The organism is Vibrio sp. YQ_11, from assembly GCF_043103065.1.
GTDB classification, from domain to species: Bacteria; Pseudomonadota; Gammaproteobacteria; order Enterobacterales; family Vibrionaceae; genus Vibrio; species Vibrio parahaemolyticus.
In genome coordinates, this window is record NZ_JBICJM010000044.1 from 84574 (window position 1) to 107389 (window position 22816).

Annotated in this window: 20 protein-coding genes; 12 read left to right on the forward strand and 8 right to left on the reverse strand. The window is 45.0% G+C overall.

The window, feature by feature from the left end; all coding sequences use genetic code 11:
* Nucleotides 1–13: 13 nt before the first annotated feature.
* The gene (locus ACF8EG_RS17670) at nt 14–238 is read left to right on the forward strand and encodes a hypothetical protein (protein WP_005485465.1); all 225 of its coding nucleotides are present in this window, start codon (nt 14–16) and stop codon (nt 236–238) included.
* A gap of 91 nt (nt 239–329) precedes the next feature.
* Here ACF8EG_RS17670 and asnS read toward each other — a convergent pair whose 3' ends face one another.
* Entirely contained in the window at nt 330–1730 is a 1401-nt protein-coding gene (asnS, locus tag ACF8EG_RS17675) for an asparagine--tRNA ligase (protein WP_392419666.1), read from the reverse strand.
* A gap of 188 nt (nt 1731–1918) precedes the next feature.
* A complete protein-coding gene (locus tag ACF8EG_RS17680) occupies nt 1919–3544 on the reverse strand; it encodes a methyl-accepting chemotaxis protein (RefSeq protein WP_020840942.1) in 1626 nt (541 codons plus the stop codon).
* 294 nt (nt 3545–3838) lie between these two features.
* Between ACF8EG_RS17680 and queD the strand changes: the two genes are divergently transcribed.
* Nucleotides 3839–4201: a 6-carboxytetrahydropterin synthase QueD gene (queD, locus tag ACF8EG_RS17685; protein ID WP_005494779.1), complete on the forward strand. Its 363-nt coding sequence runs from the start codon at nt 3839–3841 to the stop codon at nt 4199–4201.
* 82 nt (nt 4202–4283) lie between these two features.
* On the opposite strand, the gene ACF8EG_RS17690 is transcribed toward queD, so the two are convergent.
* From ACF8EG_RS17690 to ACF8EG_RS17710, 5 genes are all read right to left on the reverse strand, one after another.
* The gene (locus tag ACF8EG_RS17690) at nt 4284–4751 is read right to left on the reverse strand and encodes an N-acetyltransferase (protein ID WP_021448879.1); all 468 of its coding nucleotides are present in this window, start codon (nt 4749–4751) and stop codon (nt 4284–4286) included.
* A gap of 182 nt (nt 4752–4933) precedes the next feature.
* Entirely contained in the window at nt 4934–6649 is a 1716-nt protein-coding gene (locus ACF8EG_RS17695; RefSeq protein ID WP_069506666.1) for an EAL domain-containing protein, read from the reverse strand.
* Nucleotides 6650–6953: 304 nt separating this feature from the next.
* Complete coding sequence (locus ACF8EG_RS17700; protein ID WP_005483216.1) at nt 6954–8315, reverse strand: L-serine ammonia-lyase; 1362 nt, start codon at nt 8313–8315, stop codon at nt 6954–6956.
* 97 nt (nt 8316–8412) lie between these two features.
* Entirely contained in the window at nt 8413–9672 is a 1260-nt protein-coding gene (locus tag ACF8EG_RS17705) for an aromatic amino acid transport family protein (RefSeq protein ID WP_069506669.1), read from the reverse strand.
* Nucleotides 9673–10026: 354 nt separating this feature from the next.
* Nucleotides 10027–10626, reverse strand: coding sequence for a CoA pyrophosphatase (locus ACF8EG_RS17710; RefSeq protein WP_005458814.1), 600 nt, complete (start codon nt 10624–10626; stop codon nt 10027–10029).
* A gap of 291 nt (nt 10627–10917) precedes the next feature.
* On the opposite strand from ACF8EG_RS17710, the gene ACF8EG_RS17715 reads away from it, so the two are divergent.
* Both ACF8EG_RS17715 and ACF8EG_RS17720 read left to right on the forward strand, forming a co-directional pair.
* Nucleotides 10918–11457 (forward strand): heme NO-binding domain-containing protein, encoded by a 540-nt coding sequence (locus ACF8EG_RS17715; RefSeq protein WP_031854756.1) that lies wholly within the window; start codon nt 10918–10920, stop codon nt 11455–11457.
* A 7-nt stretch (nt 11458–11464) separates the two neighbouring features.
* Entirely contained in the window at nt 11465–13165 is a 1701-nt protein-coding gene (locus ACF8EG_RS17720) for an ATP-binding protein (RefSeq protein WP_069506672.1), read from the forward strand.
* A 127-nt stretch (nt 13166–13292) separates the two neighbouring features.
* Here the strand turns inward: ACF8EG_RS17720 and pabB are convergent, their stop codons facing one another.
* On the reverse strand, nt 13293–14657 hold the full coding sequence (gene pabB / locus ACF8EG_RS17725) for an aminodeoxychorismate synthase component I (protein WP_069506676.1): 1365 nt from the start codon (nt 14655–14657) through the stop codon (nt 13293–13295).
* 271 nt (nt 14658–14928) lie between these two features.
* Between pabB and ACF8EG_RS17730 the strand changes: the two genes are divergently transcribed.
* The 8 genes from ACF8EG_RS17730 (at nt 14929) to ACF8EG_RS17765 (ending at nt 22772) form a co-directional block, all read left to right on the forward strand.
* Complete coding sequence (locus ACF8EG_RS17730; protein ID WP_005376905.1) at nt 14929–16446, forward strand: fumarate hydratase; 1518 nt, start codon at nt 14929–14931, stop codon at nt 16444–16446.
* Nucleotides 16447–16619: 173 nt separating this feature from the next.
* Complete coding sequence (locus ACF8EG_RS17735; RefSeq protein WP_005458825.1) at nt 16620–16805, forward strand: hypothetical protein; 186 nt, start codon at nt 16620–16622, stop codon at nt 16803–16805.
* A gap of 211 nt (nt 16806–17016) precedes the next feature.
* On the forward strand, nt 17017–18393 hold the full coding sequence (locus ACF8EG_RS17740) for a YcjX family protein (RefSeq protein ID WP_025501954.1): 1377 nt from the start codon (nt 17017–17019) through the stop codon (nt 18391–18393).
* A complete protein-coding gene (locus ACF8EG_RS17745; protein WP_023585343.1) occupies nt 18390–19430 on the forward strand; it encodes a YcjF family protein in 1041 nt (346 codons plus the stop codon). Before ACF8EG_RS17740 ends, ACF8EG_RS17745 begins: the two co-directional genes overlap by 4 nt.
* Before the next feature lie 100 nt (nt 19431–19530).
* Nucleotides 19531–21075 carry a transcriptional regulator TyrR gene (gene tyrR / locus ACF8EG_RS17750; protein WP_025572249.1) on the forward strand — a complete coding sequence of 515 codons (1545 nt, stop codon included), beginning with the start codon at nt 19531–19533 and terminating at the stop codon, nt 21073–21075.
* Between the two features lie 36 nt (nt 21076–21111).
* Nucleotides 21112–21696 carry a ribosomal protein S5-alanine N-acetyltransferase gene (gene rimJ, locus ACF8EG_RS17755; RefSeq protein WP_005458831.1) on the forward strand — a complete coding sequence of 195 codons (585 nt, stop codon included), beginning with the start codon at nt 21112–21114 and terminating at the stop codon, nt 21694–21696.
* Between the two features lies 1 nt (nt 21697).
* Complete coding sequence (locus ACF8EG_RS17760; protein WP_020838800.1) at nt 21698–22285, forward strand: HD domain-containing protein; 588 nt, start codon at nt 21698–21700, stop codon at nt 22283–22285.
* Between the two features lie 13 nt (nt 22286–22298).
* Entirely contained in the window at nt 22299–22772 is a 474-nt protein-coding gene (locus ACF8EG_RS17765; protein ID WP_005458833.1) for a DUF2947 domain-containing protein, read from the forward strand.
* Nucleotides 22773–22816 lie beyond the last annotated feature (44 nt).

Below are 22816 nucleotides of genomic sequence, written 5' to 3' on the forward strand. Positions count from 1 at the left end.
GTTAGGAGCAATAATGAAAAAGCAGTTGGTAAAGCATGAACTTAGGCTAATGGGTGTTGCTATCTTTAGCGCATTTTTGTTGGTGTTTGCGCACCTGATATTGGCGAAGTCTTTTTCTCATATGGTTTGGACGGAATACACCGCCGCTGTGATTCCATTCGTCATGTTTGGTTTGTGTGTTGTTGGAGTGAAATACGCCGCGCGAGCAGATAAGGATGAAGACGAAAGCAACAGCTAAATTGTACACGCAGATTGCGAGAAAATTATTCGTACAAAATAAAAGACCTCCACTTGGGAGGTCTTTCTAATTCTGAGTCACTAAAAAGTGATTAGAAGTTCGCAGAGCGAGGTGTACGTGGGAATGGGATCACATCACGAACGTTGCCCATGCCTGTTACGTAAGAGACTAGACGCTCAAAGCCTAGACCAAAGCCTGCGTGTGGCACTGTGCCGTAACGACGTAGGTCACGGTACCAGCTCATGTGTTCAGGGTCGATGCCCATTTCACGCATACGTGCATCTAGAACGTCTAGACGCTCTTCACGCTGAGAACCACCGATGATTTCACCGATGCCAGGTGCTAGAACGTCCATCGCAGCTACAGTCTTGCCATCGTCGTTCATACGCATGTAGAACGCTTTGATGTCTTTCGGGTAGTTCTTCACGATTACTGGCGCTTTAAAGTGCTCTTCAGCTAGGAAACGCTCGTGCTCAGAAGACATATCGATACCCCATTCAACTGGGAATTCGAACTCGCGACCAGAGTCCAGAAGGATTTGGATCGCGTCAGTGTAGTCAACTTGTGCAAAGTCAGAAGAAACGAATTGCTCTAGACGAGTGATCGCTTGCTTGTCGATACGCTGAGCGAAGAACTCAAGGTCATCGCGACGCTCTTCAAGTACTGCTTTGAACACGTACTTAAGCATGTCTTCAGCCAGTTTCGCTACATCGTCTAGTTCTGCGAACGCAACTTCAGGCTCAACCATCCAGAATTCTGCTAGGTGGCGGCTTGTGTTTGAGTTTTCAGCACGGAAAGTAGGACCGAAAGTGTAAACCTTGCTTAGTGCACAAGCGTAAGCTTCCGCGTTTAGCTGACCAGATACGGTTAGGAACGTTTCTTTACAGAAGAAGTCTTCGTTGTAGTCCACTTTGCCTGCGTCTGTGCGAGGTAGGTTTTCCATGTCTAGCGTAGAAACGCGGAACATTTCACCAGCACCTTCTGCATCAGAAGCCGTGATTAGTGGCGCAGAGACCCAAAAGTAGCCTTGCTCGTGGTAGAAACGGTGAATTGCTTGAGATAGGCAGTTACGTACACGTGCTACCGCACCGATTACGTTAGTGCGCGGACGTAGGTGCGCAACTTCACGTAGGTACTCGATAGAGTGACGAGTTTTTGCCATTGGGTAAGTTTCGGCATCTTCAACCCAACCTACAACTTTAACGTCAGTTGCAGCCAGTTCGAAGTCCTGACCTTGCGCAGGAGACTCAACAATCTTACCAGTTACTTCAACAGAGCAGCCAGTCGTTAGCTTAAGCACTTCATTGTCGTAATTATTAAGATTATTAGGGACCACGGCCTGAATCGGGTCGAAACAAGAGCCGTCATATATGGCAAGGAAAGAGATTCCAGCTTTGGAATCACGACGTGAACGGATCCAGCCGCGAACAGTTACTTCACTGTCTACTGCTAGCTTACCGCTTAGTACGTCTGATACAGGCGCGTAAGTCATGTTTTAAATATTCTCCATTGGGGTAAAAATTCAACTCAACGCTTATCAAAGTGCTTGTCTCAAAACATTTTTGTTTAAAAAACAAGCGAAGCATTGAGTTGGATAGAATTTTACAGATTCAATGGGACATATTACCCGTCAATTCGTCAGCTTCAACCTTTATATTCAATTTGGACGCGAGAAATTTCCTATTTATTCGCCCTTTGTTGCTCAGAAAGGGTGAATTGGTTAAGTAATTGCTCTAAACGCTCAGAAAGTTCTTCTAAATCGACACTGATATCCCGTGTATGAGAGGCAGATTGAGATGTGTCGTTCGCGTGCAAAGTAATCACGTCGATTTTCGATTGAATGTGCTTGCTGACATCCGAGGTGGTTTGAGTTTGCAGTTGGATGTTTTCTGCGTGTTTCAGCACTTGATGCATCTCATCTACGACATTGTGCATGGTTTCAGACAGCGCTTCGACATCCAGTGAACGTTGATGAGCAAATTGACAAACATGATCGACCGACGACAGGGACTCTTCGCTGCCTTGCTGAAATTGGGAAATGATGCTTTCAATGTTGCTGGTGGCTTCGGCGGTACGTGAGGCCAGATTTCTCACTTCATCGGCAACGACTGCAAAGCCACGACCTTGCTCTCCGGCGCGTGCCGCTTCGATTGCTGCGTTTAGAGCGAGTAGGTTAGTTTGTTCGGCGATGCCTTTAATCACACCGAGTATTGAGGAAACTTCTTCGGTTCGCTGATTTAGAGACGTAATCTTCTCACGCACTTGTTCAATGTTGCTGACTAAGCTCTTGATGTCTTCGCTGACATTGTGCGCTTGGCTGGCGCTGTTTGTGGCTACGTCAACGGTGTGGTTTACCAACGTCGTTGCGTTGATTGTTGCCTCTTCAACCACGACTTGCTGCTGCAACATATCAATAATGTTGTTTTGCACTTCATTGGTTTCTAATTGCTGATTGTTTGCTGCTTCATCAGTGGATTGAGCAACGTCGGTGAGACGACCCGCAGACCCTGCTAACGAGTGTGAGGTGTCTTGCACGCGCTCAAGACTTTCCGAAACGGTATCCATAAAGGAATTAATAGACTGGGAAAGTTGGCCAACTTCGTCATTTTGTTTATGGACAAGTCTCTGGGAGAGATCTTTGCTGGCACTAACGTTCGACATAAAGTGCGAGGTTTTTTGAATTGGTCGCACGATGATCTTACGAATCAATCCCATGGTGATGAGAAAACCAACCAACGCAATGGCAGACATGATGCCCATCGCGTACATCGCTTGTTTATTGATCATCGAACTCACGTGGTTCATGTTGTATTCTAAGCGAATAGCACCCAATACTTCACCCTCTGGTGCGACATGGCAAGAAACACAATTGGTGCCGCGATAGTTTTGGCTCGATTTCATTGGCAGCGCCACAACAATGCCTTTGCCCCAGTCCGCAGTAATTGGTTCTATCACTAGCTCGCCCGCTAGTGCACGCTGATCAATCTCATCAATAGGTTGCTGATTGGCTTGCCCTGCACCGTACAGTTTTGTAACGGCATCGGCACGTAGCACTCGAACTTGCTCAATACCTTCTTGAGCGAGTGCTTTTTGTCGCAGCGTTTCCTTTTGAGACATGGTACCAGTGAGCATCATCATGTTCAGACTATCGAAGTAGTTGCTGGCTTTGTCGTGCAGTTGTTCACTAAGAACATCATTTATCAGCGTTTTTTGTTGATAGTGTTGGTACGCCGTCGACGCAGCGAGAACACAGCTAAAAACGACAATTAACGCAAGCAGGAGCTTAAAGGTAATAGTTGAGCGCATATTCTTATAAGTGTAATTGGAACGAACTGCACAATATTAGTCTTCTCGCATAGGTTGCGCGATGAGCGAAATGAATGATTGTGACCCTACACATGTTGGGGATATGTAATTGTGATGTGAGTGCTGTGTAATCAAATGTTTGGCGCATGACAAAAATGCGACGCTTTGGTGTACGTGATGGCAAAGAGGTCAGGAATAAGCGGCAGTTTTTGCTACGCTTGTATGGGGTAACGCTTGTCTCCTGGCAGCGAATTCCTTAGTATTGCCTGTCTTTTTTAAAGCCTGAGAATCAAGATGAAAACAGAATTGTACAAAGAGTTTATGTTCGAAGCGGCACACCATTTGCCACACGTACCAGAAGGTCACAAGTGTGGTCGTTTGCACGGACACTCTTTCCTTGTTCGTCTTTATGTAGAAGGTGAAGTTGATCCACATACAGGTTGGGTTGTGGATTTTGCAGAGATAAAAGCTGCATTTAAACCAATTTACAATCGCTTAGACCACTACTACCTAAACGACATCGAAGGTCTGGAAAACCCGACCAGCGAAGTGTTAGCAAAATGGATTTGGCAACAACTAAAACCAAACCTACCGTTACTAAGCAAAGTAGAGATCAAAGAAACTTGTACAGCAGGTTGTATCTACAAGGGTGAATAACCTTCGTAGTAATCCCATGTTCAATAACAAAGGCAAGCGTATCGCTTGCCTTTGTTTTATCTAGCGTTTGGTTATTGAGCGTTTAACCAAGCGGGTGACGCATCAACCATTCTTTTTCTTGCTCGCCATAAATGGCTTTTTCTGTGTTCGTAAAGCCACAAGCCGAGAAAAAGTCGAGTGCACCTTGATGGCTATTTGGTACCGTCACGCAAAGCGAGGTGCTCTCTGGGTCGATGGTGTATGCGTACACAAACAGTTTTTTCAGCGCCTCAGCACCAATACCTTGGCGTTGAAAGCGGCGATCAATCATCAAATAATTAAGGCCCAACTCATGCCGCATTGCAAAAGGAGCATGCTGAGCAAACCCTTTATCGATGATCAGATAGCCGACGGTTAGGTAGTCCGAATAAATAGTAAAAAATACTTCTGACTTGTTTCGCTTTTGGTAAGCCTGTTCAAACGGCTTGGCAAATCCTATTTGCTCTTCCTGCACGTCCAATTGCATCAAACTCGAAAAATCTTTCAGTTTGGTTGGTTTAATAGCAATCATGGTTTCAATCACGAGTGGGTGGTGGATGGTCTCACCACCTAACAAAAATGTACGAACGTCTTTAACTTTCATCCAGTTATAGACGCTAGTGATACCCAAATCACTTCGCACACTTAGCGCGAATACATTATGAAGTCATTTGGGTATCAGCTAGTTTAAGTAACTCGCGGCATTAAGAAAAGCTAGAAATGCAGAGGATAGAAGTAACCTTGATGAATGTAGGCACCTAACGTTGTGAGTAAGTGAGCACTATCTGCGGTTTCGACGCCTTCGACGATGACTGTGCAGCGGTAAGTGTTTCCCATCGCAATCAACTGACGCAGCGTTTCCACTTTCTTATCGTCCGACTTCAAACCAATCACAAACTCCCGATCTATTTTCAAATAATCTGGATTGATTTTGCTGATAAGTGACACGTTGTTGTTGCCAGTACCAAAGTCATCAATGCTGATTTTGCAGTTCAGTAATTTTAGTTTCGCGACGTTGTCGTAGATCTCGGAGGTGTAGTACATGGACGCGTTCTCCGTGATTTCGATGGTCAGTAAACGGCAGTCTCTGCTCGCGAGTTCTTGATAAAGAGTCGAGAAGTTTCTGCCTCGCAGAAGAGAAGGGCACACATTGATGCTGATGGGTACCAACAAAGTCGGCTGTTTGGCGTAAATTGCTCGGATCACCAAGATCGTGTGGATCAAAAGCAGTCCATTGCTGATGAGTGTTTCGATGAACCTTTGGGTGTTCTTCACTTTGAATCGAGAAAGGGCTTCGTAGTGAATATTTTGCTGCGTTGAGGTGTTGTAGATCGGTTCGAGCTTGATATGAAATTCTCGAATAGCAAACAGATACATGATGAACGCTTGTAGCGACCGATGCCTTAGTATCACTAAAAAGAACAGGCTCAACAAAATGATGCTCTTAAAAGGTCCAGAGATGTAATACACCTCTTTATAGCCTGTATCTTTAATTTGATAGTGAAAGTATCGCCCGTTGGTATTGCCAATTTCGAACGATGTACCTGTGTTGGTGTAAAGCTTCATCCCGGAAAGGAAAAAGCGCGAGATGTGGCTCTCCACGTTATTCTGTAAGTTGATGTTTTTCACACGAACTAAAATGGTGGCGTTGTTGATGTCGAAGGATTGAGTCGTGTAATTGCTGTTATCGCTCCACTCGTTGAACGCTTTTTGGCTGACGGGAACCACCGCCTCTGGCGTGACCAAGCAGCGAATATTAAAGCGATCCAACATCATGCTGGATTCAACGAGCTTTACGTTATCAAACAACCCTTTTAGTTGGTCTTCATCAGCATAGCAACTCATCTGAGACAGGCTGTCGGCAATGTCCAATGCGCTATCTAAATAGTTGTGTTTCACAATACTGTTGATGGCGTAATAGCAGACCGAGAAAAAGATAGCTGTAGTAACCAGCAACACCCAAGCGATGTCGGTGTATATCCTTTTATTCCGCAAGCAAATACGAAGGGCTTTTCTGACGCTGTTTTTCGTGTGTTGGTTGATTCTCTTTTGTTGATAGATGCCGCTTTGGTGAGTATGTAGCATGGTAAAAGGGATGAAATATCCCGTCCTGTGAATGTTTTCTATGATGTTTCTCGTGGGAGAAACGTGATCCTCCGTGAGCTTGCGAAACTTCTTTCTCAATGCTGCCACCGCGTTTTTAAATCCATTTTCTGGCAAAGCCATCTTGTAGTGTTGAGTGATTTTTCTCTCAATAACGCGCTGACTGATCGGCGCATTTAAACTGCCGTAAGTAGCAATAGTTGAAAGAATGGCATACTCATTTGAACTAACAGGGATGGCGTGGTGGAGTGTGTTGTTGATCTCTAAAGAAATGTCGTTTTCGGACAAGCAAACGCAGATTTGGTTTCCAAGTTCAAACCTAATCATGTGTTGATAAGCTCCAATTTAAATTTTGGCTACGTTATCAATAATGAGAAGTGAAGGGTGTGATTTTGTACGGGGATATCCTAAACATTTGGATATAGTAACAGTTTTAGTTTTTTTTATGAGCTACAGCGAGAGTAGGCTCTGACTGGTTTTTAGCCGGAACAAACAAAAATATCGGCAGGAATAAGGCAATGACGGGTGATGCTTCAAATGCGTCTGCATGCGCATACCTCATCGTGTTTTGGATAAAAAAAAGCCCGAGTATTCACTCGGGCTTATCGATATCTTTTTTATAACGAGACGATTAGCAAATCACTTTGATCGCTAGACCGCCTTGAGAAGTTTCGCGGTATTTCGCGTTCATGTCTTTACCTGTCTCTAGCATTGTTTCGATAACTTTATCTAGAGATACAGTAGGAGCAGAAGAACGACGTAGTGCCATACGAGTTGAGTTGATCGCTTTTACAGCCGCGATACCGTTACGCTCGATACATGGAACTTGAACCTGACCTGCAACAGGGTCACAAGTTAGACCTAGGTTGTGCTCCATCGCGATTTCTGCAGCCATACATACTTGCTCTGGGCTACCACCCATAAGCTCCGCAAGGCCAGCCGCCGCCATAGAACATGCCACGCCAACTTCACCCTGACAGCCAACCTCTGCACCAGAGATTGACGCGTTGCGCTTGTAAAGACCACCGATTGCGCCAGAAGCGGCAAAGTAACGGATGTAATCTTTTTCAGTCACAGTTTGGATGAACTTATCGTAGTAAGCCAATACTGCTGGGATGATGCCACAAGCGCCGTTAGTCGGTGCGGTAACAACACGGCCACCGGCTGCATTCTCTTCGTTTACTGCGAAAGCGAACATGTTTACCCAGTCAACAACAGACATTGGGTCGTTCGTTGTTTTCTCAGAAGTAAGCAGTTGCTGACGAAGTGCTGCAGCACGACGAGGTACACGTAGTGGACCAGGCAGAATGCCTTCTTCGTTCATACCGCGATCCATACATTCGCGCATCGTGCGCCAGATGTTCGCGAAGTAAGTACGAGTTTCTTCGTCTGAGTGAAGTGCTTGTTCGTTCTTCATCACTAGCGCGCTGATAGAAAGACCACTTTCTTTACACTGGTTAACAAGCTCTTCAGCTGTTGTGAACTCGTAAGGAACCTTGATTGGGTTCTCAGCTTCTTTACCGAAGTTCTCTTCATCAACGATGAAGCCACCACCGATAGAGTAGTAAGTTTTTGAGTACACTTTTTCGTCATCAATCCAAGCGTGGATTTGCATGCCGTTTTCGTGTAGCTCAAGGTTCGTTTTGTGGAAGTTCATTCCACCCTCACGTGGGAACGATACTGTATGACAGTGCATGCCAACAGGAAGGCGCTCAGTTTCTTCTACGCGAGCGATGAAGCCCGGAATAGAATCGATATCAACTTTCTCAGGGGAGTTGCCCGCAAGACCCATGATGATAGCAATATCTGTGTGGTGACCTTTCCCTGTCAGTGATAGTGATCCATAAACGTCAACGGTGATTTTAGTGATGTCGCGCAGTTTTCCCATTGCACGAAGATCATCAATAAACTCTTTACCCGCTTTCATTGGGCCTACAGTGTGTGAGCTTGAAGGACCAACACCGATTTTATAGATATCAAAAACACTAATCATATCGATTACCTCAGAAGAAAGCCTCCCAAGGGGAGTTGGGAGGCTTAATTTTATCGTTATATTTTTGGATTAATCATTCTGTTAAAAACAGGGATGATTAAAGAGCGCCGTAGATTACAGAAGTAATTGCTGCAAGACCACAGATTGCTGTGAAAATTTGCACAGGTGCTGAAGTTTTGTACTTCGCCATTGCTGGAACTTTTTGCATCGCGAATACAGGCATCAAGAATAGGATTGCCGCAATCATTGGCGCGCCCATTGTTTCGATCATGCCTAGGATGCTTGGGTTAACGATAGCCACAATCCAAGTAGTGATAACGATGAACAGTAGAGAACCTTTTTCGATCTTGCTTACTGGAGATTGTGAGCGAGATTTGATTAGACCTACTAGACCTTCGTGTGCACCTAGGAAGTGACCGAAGTAGCTAGAAGTGATCGCCGCGAATGCAACCAATGGACCCATGTAAGAGATCAGTGGAGATTCGTGGATGTTCGCTAGGTAAGAAAGTACAGAGATGTTTTGTTCTTTCGCAGATGCTAGTTGCTCTGGAGATAGAGAAAGTACTACAGAGAATACGAAGAACATAACAAAGCCCATTAGCATCATCGCTGCACCGCCAGTGATCATGTCTGTTTTCTTGTAAGCTTCGTCGCCGTATTGCATGCGTTGCTCTTTAGAGAACTGAGAAATGATTGGGCTGTGGTTGAATGAGAATACGATGATAGGAATTGCTAACCAAACGATAGTTGGCATTGCAGCCCAGTCTGGAGCCACTTCAATCATAGACGTGTTCCACTCAGGGATTAGGTAGAAAGACAACGCCAATAGGATGAACACTAGAGGGTAAACCATTGCTGAAGTTGCTTTCAGCATCAGTTCTTTACCGAATACTACGCCTGCTGTCATTGCTGCGATAAGCGCACCAGAAAGTAGCCAGCGAGGAATCGATTCCATGCCCATTTGGTTAACTAGGAAAGAGTCAACCGTGTTTGTGATACCAACACCGTAGATAAGTACGATTGGGTAAATAGCGAAGAAGTATGCGAACGTAATAAGGTTTGCGCCAGTTTTACCGAAGTGTTCTTCTACTGTGTCAGTGATGTCTGCTTCTGGGTTCTTAGCTGAAAGAACGAAGCGAGCTAGAGATTTGTGTGCGAACCAAGTCATTGGTGCCGCGATTAGAGCTAGGATTACTAATGGCCAAAAACCACCCGCACCAGCTTTAATAGGAAGGAAAAGTACACCTGCACCTACTGCCGTGCCGAACAGAGACAGACACCAGGTGAAGTCTTTGTAAGTAAACTTACTAGACGATTGTACGGTAGAAACCGCAGAAGCAGAAGTAGTTGTATTCATTTTTGAGTTACTCATTTTGGGAACAGGAAATAAGTCGCGGGCAATTTTGCAAGATTTTACACTAGGAAAATTAGATCTAAATCATGTATTGCTCGTGCTTATTGAATGATATGTCAAAAACCTGCTTTTTATCACGAAAATGATGTGCTACTCGTGATTATTGCTAATGAGTAAAATTAGAAAAACTTATCAATAGGGCGATTTGTATAAATTTATTTCACCGCAAGCGTTTGCGGTGAAAATGGCAAATTAATCTAATGTGAATGAATGTTTATGAAGTAACGTTTTATTAATATTGATGCACATAATGATCGCATTGGTCGTATGATCATTATCGAATGAAAGAGGAGAGATTTAGCCGGAAATGATGTGCTTTTGCATCGACTCAATGATCTGCGCCGTCATGCCCCAGATGAAATGTTGACGATATGGGATAGCAAATACACGATGACTGCTTCTTTTTAACTCAAACTTACTGCTGTAGAGCTTATTTGGGTTCAAAATATGGTTGGCTGGTACCTCAAAAACCGACTCGACCTCATTTGGGTCAATATGCGTTTTGTAATCTGGAGAAATAAAGGCCAAAAATGGTGTCACATTAAATTGACTAATCGTTGGCAGTTTTGGCAACTGACCGAACACATGAATGTGTTTATCTTCTATACCGACCTCTTCATTAGTCTCACGAAGCGCCGTATTCACCAGATGGATATCTTCGGGTTCAAACTTACCGCCAGGAAAGCTGATTTGTCCTGGATGATGCCGAAGATGTTCGGCTCGCTTGGTCAAAATCACTTGTAGGCCTTCAGGTCTATCCACAAAACCAATCAGAACCGCGGCGTCTCGAAGCGGTTTACCTTTCATAAAATTCAGGCGGGCAAGAGACTCCTTGTGATACCCCGTCGGAAGATGAAATTGAAAGTTCTGCAGCAATTTTGTTTTGTCGATAACCAAACCGAACCCCTAATTTTCGTGCCTACTCATTATTATACACCCAAGATAATAACCCTAAACTCCGGAAGCGAGCGTGCTTGAGTGAGAAAATGAGTGGTGAGTGCACTCCGCCTCATTGTTAATAAAACAGTAAGCTCAAATGTTAAAGGAAAATCGCTTCACATCTAGGCAACCTTTTGCTTTGTGCTTTGTGCTTTGTGTCTCATTCTGCTGAAGCATATTGATTTGAAACTTATAGGGTTATACACCATTCTTATTTTTAAGGCGTTGCAATGAGGTTGGTGTTTGCCAATGAAAGGGATAATCTTTACCGAGTTCATGGAGTTAGTGGAAAGCAAATTTGGACTTGAAGTGCTTGACCAAGTGCTCGAACTTTCCGATGACGAAGGGGTATATACCTCTGTCGGCAGTTATGATCACCGAGACTTAGTCAAACTGATCGTCAATCTCAGCAAAGTTTCTGATATTCCCTCAGAGCAGTTACAAGAAGTGTTTGGTGAAAGCGTATTTTTGAACCTGCTACGCTCCATTCCCAGTCATGCAAGCTTGCAGCAGTGCGACAATACCTTTCAATTTGTTCGACATGTAGAAAGCTTTATTCATGTAGAAGTTAAAAAACTTTACCCAGATGCCAATCCGCCTAAGTTCGATTTTATCAGCGAAACACAGTCAGAACTGGTGTTCGACTACCACAGTGCAAGGTGTATGGCGCATGTTTGTTTGGGGTTGCTCAAAGGCTGTGCTGCGCACTTTGGACAGGTCATTCGTATTACGCACCAAAACCAAACCGAAGACGGAAGCCAAGTTCGATTTTGGCTGGAGGCACAATAAGAAGAGTATGACGGGTAACTCCTCATTAGAAAGGAAACTCAAACGAGAAATCGCCTCAAGAAAGGCGGCTGAACTGCTTTTAGAGCAAAAAAGTTATGAGCTCTACGAATCGACGCAAAAATTGAGTGTCGCGTTAAAGAAGCTAGAACTTCGCTCGGAAAGCGATCTGCGCAAGTTTGAGTTTGAAGAAAAAATTGATGCCACGCTTATTCGGTTTGGACGGACATTCCTTTCCAGCACTTTCGACGAGACAATGATTGCCAGTTTTCTTGAGCAACTGACGTCCAATTCCGTTATTACCGCTTCATATTTATACCTTGATCCTGTCCAACTCACTTCTTTGCGTCGTCATCATTTCGGGCATTTGGAGCTAAAAAGTGACAAACCTATCGCTCGAACACCCAATTGGCAGAATGAGGCGCTACATTTACCCATCATCATTGATGAGCGAGTCGTTGGCGAATTGATATTTTCTGTGTCGCTGGAACAAATTGAGCAAGCTTTTATCTCCAAACAAATGGAACTGGTTTCTGATTTGGTTCACGGCGTGATCAGCCGTCACCTCAGCCTTGAACGTGAAGTCGAGTTAAGAAAGCGAGCGGAAGAGTCAGAAAAAGCGACGAAAGAGTTTGTCGCGATGATTAACCACGAGTTAAGAACGCCACTTAATGGCGTACTCGGCAGCGCAGAGCTGTTAAGCAAAACTCAGTTGGGAGAAGATCAACGGCAATATCTCGGTAATTTGATTCAGTCGGGCGATTTACTTCGCGTCATCATCAACGACTTGCTCGATTTCAGCAAGATGAATGCTGGCATGATGGAAATTATCGACAAGGTTTTTGCGTGGGATGATCTCGAAAAAGCCATTACGGGCGTATTTGCGGCGAAAGCGGCAGAGAAGCGCATTCATTTTTCTATCGACAAGAAGTTAGGCATTCCGGAGTTTCTGATTGGCGATTTAGAACGAATCACCCAAATCTTAGTTAATTTGATTGGGAACGCGATCAAATTTACCCATTTGGGCGGCGTGGTCTTGCGAGTCGAGTGGGTAAACGGCACTGCGTTTTTTGAGGTGGAAGATACCGGGATTGGGATACCGTTAGCGGCGCAAAGTTCGTTGTTTGACCCTTTTGTACAAGTTGACCGCTCGGCAAAACGCAGTTTTGAAGGCTCAGGTTTGGGCTTAGCGATTTGTAAGAACCTCGTGGATTTAATGCAAGGTGAGATCAGTTTCGAAAGTGAAGAGCGCAAAGGTACAACCTTTAAAGTTTCCATCCCTTTAAAAGAGGGGCAAGCTCAAGGCGCAGCGTCGGGGGAGTTGGCTGTTGTCGAACGAAGCGACTTAGCTGGACGCTCGATATTGGTGGTGGATGATATACGAATGAACCAAGTCATTGTGACGCAGATGCTGAAAAAGTTCGACATTACTCCTGATTTAAAAGCCAATGGTTTGGAAGCGCTAGAAGCGGTTAAAAACAAAGATTACGAATTGATATTTATGGATTGTCGAATGCCGGAAATGGATGGTTACGAAGCAACGGCTCACTTGCGACAAAAAGGCTTCGACCGTCCAATCATCGCCTTAACAGCAGGCACAACGATTGAAGAACGTCAAAAGTGCATTGATTCAGGCATGGACGATATCCTCACTAAGCCGTACACAGCAACCGATATTGAACAGATTATGTGTAAGTGGCTCGAGCAGTAGACGCTGTCTCTTAAAAAACGGATGCTTGTTGGCTAACGGCTAACGGCTAACCGCTAAAGGGCATACAAACAACGCTCACAAAAACGCCTCCGTACTGGAGGCGTTTTGACTTGTTTTCGTCCGAAACCTACGATTGCAGTGCTGGCAAAATCTTTGAAAGCTTATCCAACGTTTCTTGATATTCAGAGGTACAATCGCTATCTGCAACGACGCCGCCGCCAGCCCAAGCGTACAGTTTGTGATTTTCCGCGACGAGAGTACGGATGGTGATGCTGGTATCCATACGACCATGGCGAGAAATGTAGCCAATACTGCCGCAATACGCGCTGCGTCGATGTGGCTCTAACTCTTCAATGATCTGCATTGCGCGAACTTTAGGTGCGCCGGTAATTGAACCGCCCGGGAAGCACGCTCGTAGCAAATCTGCAGGAGAATATTGCTCGTCCAAATTCGCACGAATGGTGCTCACCAAATGATGCACGGCAGGGAAGCTTTCAATATCAAACAGCTTTGGCACGTGAACGCTACCCGGTGATGCAACTCGACCAATGTCATTACGCAGCAAATCGACAATCATCAGGTTTTCTGCCTGATCTTTTTCTGCTGTCTGCAAGTCATGGGCATTAGCGTTATCTTGCTTTGGATCTTCGCTGCGTGGGCGAGTACCTTTGATTGGTTTCGTTTCAATGACGCGATCTTTGAGTTCTAAAAATCGCTCTGGAGAGATACTCAAAATCGAAGACTCAGGCATACGGATAAACGCTGAGAATGGCGCTTGGTTGGCGGACTCCAATTTCAGATACGCTTGCCACTCGCTGCCTTGATATGGTGTGTTAAAGCGTTGCGCCAAATTGATCTGATAGCAGTCACCGCTCAACAAGTATTCTTGCACCTTGTCAAAGCGAGTAGCGTAGCTCTCTTTCGTCATGTTTGACTGCCAATCGCCAGACAGAGCGAAGTCTACGCTTTGCTCCGCTTCTTGTTTGTCTAACCATTGCCAAGCTTGCTCGATATTCTGACCGACTAAGTATGCTTTTTTAAGCTTGTGGTCAACAACGACGGCCCATTCATACAGACCTACCGCCATATCAGGCGTGTTGAGATCCTTTTCGGCCTGTTCTGGCATTGTTTCTACGCGTCGACCTAAATCGTAACTGAAGTAACCGAGCGCTCCGCCGACAAAAGGCAAATCCAATTCTTTATTTAACTCAACGTGAGGAAGCCACTGTTCTTGCAACTGATGAAGTAGCGTGAATGGGTCATCTTGAGTTGAATAGGCATTCGATGGCGTTTCAACTTGTGTGCTGTTGGCAGTGGTTTCTAAGGTTGCAATCGGGTTGGCAACCAACACATCAAAGCGACTATCGATATGCGTTTCTGATGCAGAACGCAGCAACATCGCCCAAGGCTGGTGTTGAATGCGAGAAAAGAGGTGAAGAGCAAACTCTGGTGCGTATTCCAGCGCTTTAAAATCAATGAATTGATTGTCCATGTTGTTCATTTGTGTAATTTGTGACAAAGAGATCGTTCACTGCATGGCATGTCATGGGCAGCAAGAGTATCATATTCCTCTGTATAGCCAAACTCCCTCTATTCATAGGGTTTTGAGATGGTTTACAAGTAGGCGACTTCAGCGTTTCGTGTGTCGATATCAGCCGTTCGACAATTGTTTATAAAAAAACGAAGCTCAAAAGAGCAATAAGCTCAACAAACACGATTGAAGCCAAGCCAATAATGGAAGCATAACTATAACGAGGCATGTAATGACGGTAATACGCAAGCAGGATGTAATCAGCAGTGTCGCTGATGCGCTACAGTATATTTCTTACTACCACCCGCTAGACTTTGTTCAAGCTCTTGAAAAAGCCTATCACCGCGAAGAGAGTCAAGCCGCGAAAGACGCGATTGCTCAGATCCTAATTAACTCCCGAATGTCAGCAGAAGGTCACCGACCAATTTGTCAGGATACTGGCATCGTGACGTGTTTCGTCAACATCGGTATGGGCGTGCAATGGGACTCAACCGATATGACGGTTCAGCAGATGGTAGATGAAGGTGTTCGACAAGCGTATACGAACCCAGACAACCCGTTGCGTGCGTCAGTACTTATGGATCCTGCCGGTAAACGTATTAATACCAAAGACAACACGCCTGCTGTCGTACACATCAACATGGTACCGGGCGATAAAGTTGAAATTCAGATCGCGGCGAAGGGCGGCGGTAGTGAAAACAAAACTAAGATGGTGATGCTAAACCCATCTGACGATATTGCTGAGTGGGTAGAGAAAACGCTCCCAACAATGGGCGCGGGCTGGTGTCCACCAGGTATGCTTGGCATTGGTATTGGCGGTACGGCTGAAAAAGCAGCGGTATTGGCAAAAGAATCTCTAATGGAACACATCGATATTCAAGAGCTTATTGACCGTGGCCCACAAAACGCAGAAGAAGAGCTTCGTCTTGATATCTTCAATCGCGTGAACAAACTTGGTATCGGCGCGCAAGGTCTTGGTGGTTTGACGACGGTTGTCGACGTTAAGATCAAAACTGCGCCAACGCACGCGGCTTCTAAGCCTGTTTGTTTGATCCCGAACTGTGCGGCGACTCGTCACGTACACTTCACGCTTGATGGCAGCGGCCCAGCAGAGCTAACGCCACCTAAACTAGAAGATTGGCCAGACATTACTTGGGAAGCGGGCGAAAATACGCGTCGCGTAAACTTAGACACGATCACTAAAGAAGAAGTACAAGAGTGGAAGACAGGCGAAACCGTTCTTCTATCAGGTAAAATTCTGACTGGTCGTGATGCTGCGCATAAACGTATTCAAGGCATGCTAGATAATGGCGAAGGTCTACCAGAAGGCGTAGATCTAAACGGTAAGTTCATTTACTACGTAGGCCCTGTCGATGCAGTTGGTGATGAAGTCGTTGGTCCTGCTGGCCCAACAACATCAACTCGTATGGATAAATTCACCGATATGATGCTAGAAAAAACCGGCATCATGGGCATGATCGGTAAAGCTGAGCGTGGCCCTGCAACGGTTGAATCTATTAAGAATCACAAAGCGGTTTACCTAATGGCTGTCGGTGGCGCTGCGTACTTGGTAGCGAAAGCGATCAAGAAAGCTCGCGTTGTCGCATTTGAAGATTTAGGTATGGAAGCGATTTACGAATTTGAAGTTGAAGATATGCCAGTAACAGTGGCTGTAGACTCAAATGGCGTTAACGCGCACCAAATCGGTCCAGACACTTGGAAAGTGAAAATTCAAGAGATGGAAGCGTAAGGTAAACGGTAATCTTACATTGTCTCAGTAGAGAGAATGTGACAAGGTGCTGATTTACCTAGCAAACATTTGACAAAAGTGCAGCGAAAACTGCACTTTTTGTCTATATAATGTAGATATAAACCTTAGGGCATAGCAATCAAACGTTATGCGAACAATAATTAGGAGACGGCATGCCTCGTTTTATTCAGATTCTACAAATTATTCTTGCTGTAGTGGTTGGTGGCTTTGTTGGCTACGACTTGATTCTTCACGGTATCAGTATTTTTGATGAAAAATACGTCACCATCACTTGTGTGCTTTGGTTTGTTCTTGAAATCGCACTCTTTGTTATCTACAAGCTGATTGAAGAAGATTAGAACATCAAGCCGCTAGTTAGAATATATAAGCCTCTGAAGTGATTCAGAGGCTTTTCCGTTTATAGGCAGCAATATTTTACACTTATCGAGGTCAGCACTAGATTGCAGATTTTGTTCATCTTTGATTAAGGTTGGTAAACTTAGACTCGTGATACTCAAGTTACTTCTAAGGAAGCGTTGGGTATAAAAACTGGTGAGATAAATAAAAACTATGAAAAGAATAAAGCAAGAAGTGAACGACTTTATCAGCCGTGGTATGGATTCTAATGTAAGAATTGCGGTAACTGGGTTATCCCGAGCGGGTAAAACGGCCTTTATCACGTCTTTGGTTAATCAGCTACTTCACACCGCCACTCACGACAATCTACCTTTATTGACCGCCGCGAGAGACAAACGCCTTATTGGTGCAAAGCGTGAACCTCAAACCAATATGATGGTTCCTCGCTTTGCTTACGACGAGGCGATGAGCCAGATTCATGCGAACCCACCACAATGGCCAGTGCCAACGCGTGATGTGAGCGAAATTCGCCTAGCTTTAAAATACAAACCAAAGAAAACGACCAAGAAGCTGCTCAGTAAAACGGCGGTTCTCAATGTTGACATCATTGACTATCCGGGTGAATGGCTACTGGACTTGCCTTTGCTAGATATGGACTTTTCGAGTTGGTCTCAAACGCAGTTTGACGCGCTGAAAGGCAAACGCAAAGAGTTAGCTCAAGCATGGCTAGCTGAACTCGAACAGATCGAGCTCAATGCGGATGCAGATGAAAAACAGCTAGAGAAAGTGGCTCACGCCTACACGGATTATCTCCATGCTTGTAAAGATGCTGGGCTGCACTGGGTTCAGCCAGGACGATTTGTGTTACCAGGAGAGCTTGCTGGTGCACCGGTGTTGCAGTTCTTTCCTTGTCGATTTGAACCGGAAAGCAAAGCGCCTAAAGGCAGCAATTTAGCCATGTTAGAAGCGCGTTTTCATGAATATCAGCAAAAAGTCGTGAAAGCGTTTTATAAGCACCATTTTGCAACATTTGACCGCCAAATTGTGCTGGTGGATTGTTTACAGCCACTTAATGCTGGCGACGAGGCGTTTTATGATATGCGTCAGGCTCTTGAGCAGATCATGCACAGCTTTCGTTATGGTCGCAGTAGCTTTTTGCGTCGTTTGTTCTCGCCAAAAATAGACAAAGTGCTATTTGCCGCCACCAAGGCCGATCACGTGACACCAGATCAGCATCCGCACCTTGTCTCTCTACTGCAACAAATGGTGCACCCAGCATGGCAAACCGCTGCTTATGAGAACATTGAAATGAGTTGTATGAGCATTGCTTCCATCCAAGCGACCACTTCAGGGTTTATTACCTCAGGCGACAAAACCATTTCTGCGTTACAAGGGACGACCTTAAACGGTGAGGCAATGACGATGTTCCCAGGAGAGGTGCCGAAGAAGCTACCCAATGCCGCCTATTGGCAAAACAGTGGTTTTGACTTTACTTCCTTCCGTCCTATGCCGTCAGCAAGTGATGAACCGATGAAACACATACGTCTAGATAAAGCACTAGATTATCTGCTAGGAGACAAATTGAAATGAGCGAATTGAAGCAGAAACAAATTTTCTCTGAAAAAGCACTTGAGAAAGAGCAGCAATCGGATTCACCAGAGTTAACGGCGCAAAAGACATTCAGTGAAAAAGAAACTTTTGTACCAGTGAAGATAGAAGAAGATCGAATTGAAACCGAACAAGAACTGCAACTTGAACATGTGATTCGCCCTAGGCCGGGCAGAAAATGGCTCGCAACCGGCGTGTTTGCTACTTTTGCCGGATTGGTCGGGTGGCAGGCTGTAGACTCATTTGTCACTGCGGTGCAAACAGCTGACTGGCTAGCATTAGGTTGGGCGGGTTTCATTACTGCAGTGGCTTCATTGGGCCTAGGTGCTATCGGTAAAGAACTCTGGAAGCTACGTAAATTAAGAAATCATTTCAGCATTCAAGAAGAAGCCGAACTGCTCGTTCACAGTGACAGTGTGGGTAAAGGCAAGGTGTTTTGCGAAAAGGTGGCGGAACAGAGTGGTGTTTTAGCAGAGAACCCAGGCTTTGATCGCTGGCAGAACAGCATTAACCCAGCACACAGTGATGCGGAAATCCTCGATATGTACGATTCTATGGTCGTTAGTCAACAAGACAAGCTCGCTACAAAAGTGGTTTCTCAGCACGCGACTGAGTCTGCTGCGTTAGTTGCGGTAAGTCCACTCGCCGCCGCTGATATGTTGCTGGTGGCGTGGCGAAACTTCAAAATGATCGATAACTTATCCAAAGTGTATGGCGTTGAATTAGGTTATGCTTCGCGCATCAAGCTATTGAGAGCGGTATTCGTCAATATGGCAGCGGCAGGCGCAAGTGAGTTAGCCATTGACGCTGGTATGGATTTGATGTCGATGGATCTTGCTGGCAAAGTATCTGCTCGTGCAGGGCAGGGGCTCGGCGTGGGGATTCTTACTGCGCGTTTAGGATTGAAAGCGATGGCCTTACTGCGTCCGCTTCCTTGGTATCCTGATCGCCAAGTCAAACTCGGGACTATCCGCAAAGCCGTGGTGGCGAAAGTTGCATCAATCACGATGAAACCATAACGAATATCACCTTTGACCGATAGGATTGCTTGACGCCATTACAAGCTTGATAGAAACTACTGTCAACTTTTCCTGACAGTTGTGAATTGGGATATTTTCAGTGCGTCTTGAAGTCTTATGTGAAGATAGACTCGGTCTTACCCGAGAACTGCTCGATATTTTAGCGTCTAAAAGTATCGACTTACGTGGTATTGAAATCGATATCAGTGGCATCATCTATTTAAATTGCCCAGATATTGATTTTGATACTTTTAGTGAGTTGATGGCTGAAATCCGCCGTATTCCGGGGGTTAAAGACGTACGTAAAATCCAATTTATGCCAATGGAGCGCCACAACACTGAGCTGCTTTCGTTGGTTGATAATTTGCCGGACCCGGTTTTTGCAATCGACCTCAAAGGTGCTGTCGATATGGCGAACATGTCTGCTTTGTCGCTACTCGGCCTGCATAAACAAGAAGTCATCGGCACTCAGATTGGTGCGTTATTACCAAGCGTCCGTTTCTCTCGTTGGTCTGAAGGCGTGAACGCTCGTACTCGTGAAAACCTAGTCATTGATGGGTTGGATTACATCTTAGAGCTCATGCCTGTCTATATCAGAGACGAAGCGCAGAATTCTACGCTTGCAAGCACTTTGATGACGATTCGAACAAGCCAGCACGGCACGCAAATCGAAGAAAGACTGCCGTTGCATAATCCATTGGGTTTTGAGCACTTCGTAGGAATATCAAACCGCCATAAAGCATTGATTAATCAGGCTAAGAAGCTTTCTGTTCTGGATCAACCGCTACTAATCGAAGGTGAAACAGGTACTGGCAAAGAAATGCTCGCAAAAGCCTGTCATAGTCGTTCTAGCCGTGCGAGTAAACCATTCCTTGTGTTGAGCTGTGCATCCATGCCAGATGACGTTGCAGAAACCGAGCTGTTTGGTCATGCGCCGGGTTCATTCAATCACGAACAAGGCCACAAAGGTATTTTTGAACAGGCAAATGGTGGTACGGTATTTCTTGATGAAATTGGTGAGATGAGTGCTCATCTGCAAATCAAACTTCTTCGTTTTCTACAAGATGGTAACTTCCGTCGTGTTGGTGCAGAAGATGAAATGCATGTAGATGTTCGCATTATTGCTTCGACAAAACATAACCTTGCTGAGCTTTCTGAAGCGGGTATGTTCCGTGAAGATTTGTATTATCGCCTCAATGTACTGACGCTAAGCATTCCTCCACTGCGCAAGCGCTCGAATGATGTGGCACCTTTGCTAGATTTGTTCGTGACAAAACACGCGCAGCAGCTGGGTATCGATAAGCCGGGGCTGGATGACGGTTTGGTTGATGCTCTGGCCAGCTACCAATGGCCGGGTAACATGCGTCAGCTAGATAATATGGTGTTGCGAGCGCTAACAGAAATGGATGGTCATTTACTGAAAGCCGAACATTTTAATTTGCCACAGCCGCAGTCAGTTGGCGGGGGCAGTGCAACGCTTAATATTGATGGTTCTTTGGACGAGATCATGCGTGATTATGAATCCCAGGTGTTGGAGCGTTTGTACCAGTCGTTCCCGTCAAGCCGTAAGTTAGCGAAGCGTTTGAACGTATCGCATACGTCTATTGCGAATAAGTTACGTGACTATGGGATTCGTAAGAATTAACGCGAGTAATCAAGAAAAGGGAAGTTGTCGTTTGTAATGGAAGATCATAGTTCATCAATCGCCGTTCACAAGTTGGACGGCGACTTGCTTCTACGAACCGCTGAAATCGGTGATGCCGATATGATCGCGGCGTATTTTCAATCTAATCGCGATTATTTGAAGCCATTTGAACCAAAGCGAGAAGAGGCGTTTTTCTCTGTTAATGGTTGGCTCCAAAAACTGATTAAGTTGAATGAGCTCCATCGCATGGGGCTTGGCTACTATTGCTTGCTAATTCATGTTGATACAGGGCGCATGCTAGGAACGATTTCATTCAGCAGTATGAGTCGTTTTCCATTTTATAGCTGTAACGTTGGCTATTCCTTGGCGGAAGAGGCACAAGGTCACGGCTATATGCGTCGTGGGTTAAAAATGGCATGCGACTACATGTTTAACGTGCAAAAAATGCATCGTATCCAAGCCGGCTATATGCCTCATAACAAACGCAGTGAAGCTGTGCTAGAGTTTGTCGGGTTTAGCAAAGAAGGTTACGCAAAGGATTACCTTTTGATCAATGGTGAATGGCAAGATCATGTGCTGACATCATTAACTAACCCTCATTGGCAGCAAGAAGGGCGCTAATATGGATCGATTAGAAAAGCAGTTAGCATTACTCATTGAACTTGATAAGCTCAAAAGCGTATTGCGTCGTACTCGGGTGAAAAGCGCCGAAGGTCGTCTTGAAAACAGCGGTGAGCACAGTTGGCACGTCGCATTGATGGCAGTATTAATGGAAGAGCACGCAAATGCGCCAGTCGATATCTGTCGAGTGATGAAAATGCTATTGATACATGACGTTGTTGAGATCGACGCAGGCGACACGTTTGTTTATGATACTGCAGCTTCAAAAGAGCAAGCAGAAAAAGAAATAAAAGCCGCTGAACGCTTATTTGGTATGTTACCAACAGATCAAGGGCAAGAATTATTAGCGCTTTGGCAAGAATTTGAAGCCGCGCAGAGTGATGATGCAAAATATGCAAAAGCACTTGATCGTTTAATTCCGATGCTCTTGAACTACCATAACAATGGTCAAAGTTGGAAAGAGAATAGTGTAACGCGTGAACAGGCGCTTACCATTAATAAACGAATTGAATTTGGCTCTGTTACCTTGTGGGACAAAGCGAAAGAGTTGATTGAAGAAGCCACAGAGAAAGGTTGGCTGAAATCGTAATAAAGGAGACTGAATGTCTTATTTGCCTTTGGATGAATACCAAAGAAAATGGATTTTTACGCATCAGTCGATGCCAGTGCCAGAAGAAGATTTGGCATTTATCAAGCCGATGAGCCAAGCTCGTTCTGCGCAATTTTGGAAAGAGAACATTAGCGCGCAAAGCCCTGATATGGACCGCCTAAGCTCACAAGATTGGCCGATGAGTGAATCAAATTGGTTAGAATCTGTAGATTGGATGGCTGCATGGGAATCGGATGAGCCTGAAATGCCACAAGAAGTTGATGCACATATCGATTGGCAAGATGATGTGACCGTGTATTTCTGTTACGAAAAGTACAATGTCATAGAAACAAAATGGTCGATTTTTAAAAAGCATTGGAAGAACTTTTTGTTCTATGATGATGGTCCTATTCTTATTGGTCGTCGCCGCTCGCAAGCACTGTGGTTTGACTCAAAAGGAATGGTTAAACTTGGTGAGCGTCACTAACTCATCACCCGCTCATGATACTAGCCACCAACCAGGTGGCTTTT

What these genes read in the sequence shown, in the direction of transcription:
- pabB (WP_069506676.1), bottom strand. Translation starts at nt 14,657, where the DNA reads ATGGACAATCAATTCATTGATTTTAAAGCGCTGGAATACGCACCAGAG.
- ACF8EG_RS17670 (WP_005485465.1), top strand. Translation starts at nt 14, where the DNA reads ATGAAAAAGCAGTTGGTAAAGCATGAACTTAGGCTAATGGGTGTTGCT.
- ACF8EG_RS17745 (WP_023585343.1), top strand. Translation starts at nt 18,390, where the DNA reads ATGAGCGAATTGAAGCAGAAACAAATTTTCTCTGAAAAAGCACTTGAG.
- ACF8EG_RS17705 (WP_069506669.1), bottom strand. Translation starts at nt 9,672, where the DNA reads ATGAATACAACTACTTCTGCTTCTGCGGTTTCTACCGTACAATCGTCT.
- ACF8EG_RS17690 (WP_021448879.1), bottom strand. Translation starts at nt 4,751, where the DNA reads ATGATTGCTATTAAACCAACCAAACTGAAAGATTTTTCGAGTTTGATG.
- queD (WP_005494779.1), top strand. Translation starts at nt 3,839, where the DNA reads ATGAAAACAGAATTGTACAAAGAGTTTATGTTCGAAGCGGCACACCAT.
- ACF8EG_RS17700 (WP_005483216.1), bottom strand. Translation starts at nt 8,315, where the DNA reads ATGATTAGTGTTTTTGATATCTATAAAATCGGTGTTGGTCCTTCAAGC.
- rimJ (WP_005458831.1), top strand. Translation starts at nt 21,112, where the DNA reads ATGGAAGATCATAGTTCATCAATCGCCGTTCACAAGTTGGACGGCGAC.
- ACF8EG_RS17695 (WP_069506666.1), bottom strand. Translation starts at nt 6,649, where the DNA reads ATGATTAGGTTTGAACTTGGAAACCAAATCTGCGTTTGCTTGTCCGAA.
- ACF8EG_RS17740 (WP_025501954.1), top strand. Translation starts at nt 17,017, where the DNA reads ATGAAAAGAATAAAGCAAGAAGTGAACGACTTTATCAGCCGTGGTATG.
- ACF8EG_RS17720 (WP_069506672.1), top strand. Translation starts at nt 11,465, where the DNA reads ATGACGGGTAACTCCTCATTAGAAAGGAAACTCAAACGAGAAATCGCC.
- asnS (WP_392419666.1), bottom strand. Translation starts at nt 1,730, where the DNA reads ATGACTTACGCGCCTGTATCAGACGTACTAAGCGGTAAGCTAGCAGTA.
- ACF8EG_RS17765 (WP_005458833.1), top strand. Translation starts at nt 22,299, where the DNA reads ATGTCTTATTTGCCTTTGGATGAATACCAAAGAAAATGGATTTTTACG.
- ACF8EG_RS17730 (WP_005376905.1), top strand. Translation starts at nt 14,929, where the DNA reads ATGACGGTAATACGCAAGCAGGATGTAATCAGCAGTGTCGCTGATGCG.
- ACF8EG_RS17760 (WP_020838800.1), top strand. Translation starts at nt 21,698, where the DNA reads ATGGATCGATTAGAAAAGCAGTTAGCATTACTCATTGAACTTGATAAG.
- ACF8EG_RS17715 (WP_031854756.1), top strand. Translation starts at nt 10,918, where the DNA reads ATGAAAGGGATAATCTTTACCGAGTTCATGGAGTTAGTGGAAAGCAAA.
- ACF8EG_RS17680 (WP_020840942.1), bottom strand. Translation starts at nt 3,544, where the DNA reads ATGCGCTCAACTATTACCTTTAAGCTCCTGCTTGCGTTAATTGTCGTT.
- ACF8EG_RS17735 (WP_005458825.1), top strand. Translation starts at nt 16,620, where the DNA reads ATGCCTCGTTTTATTCAGATTCTACAAATTATTCTTGCTGTAGTGGTT.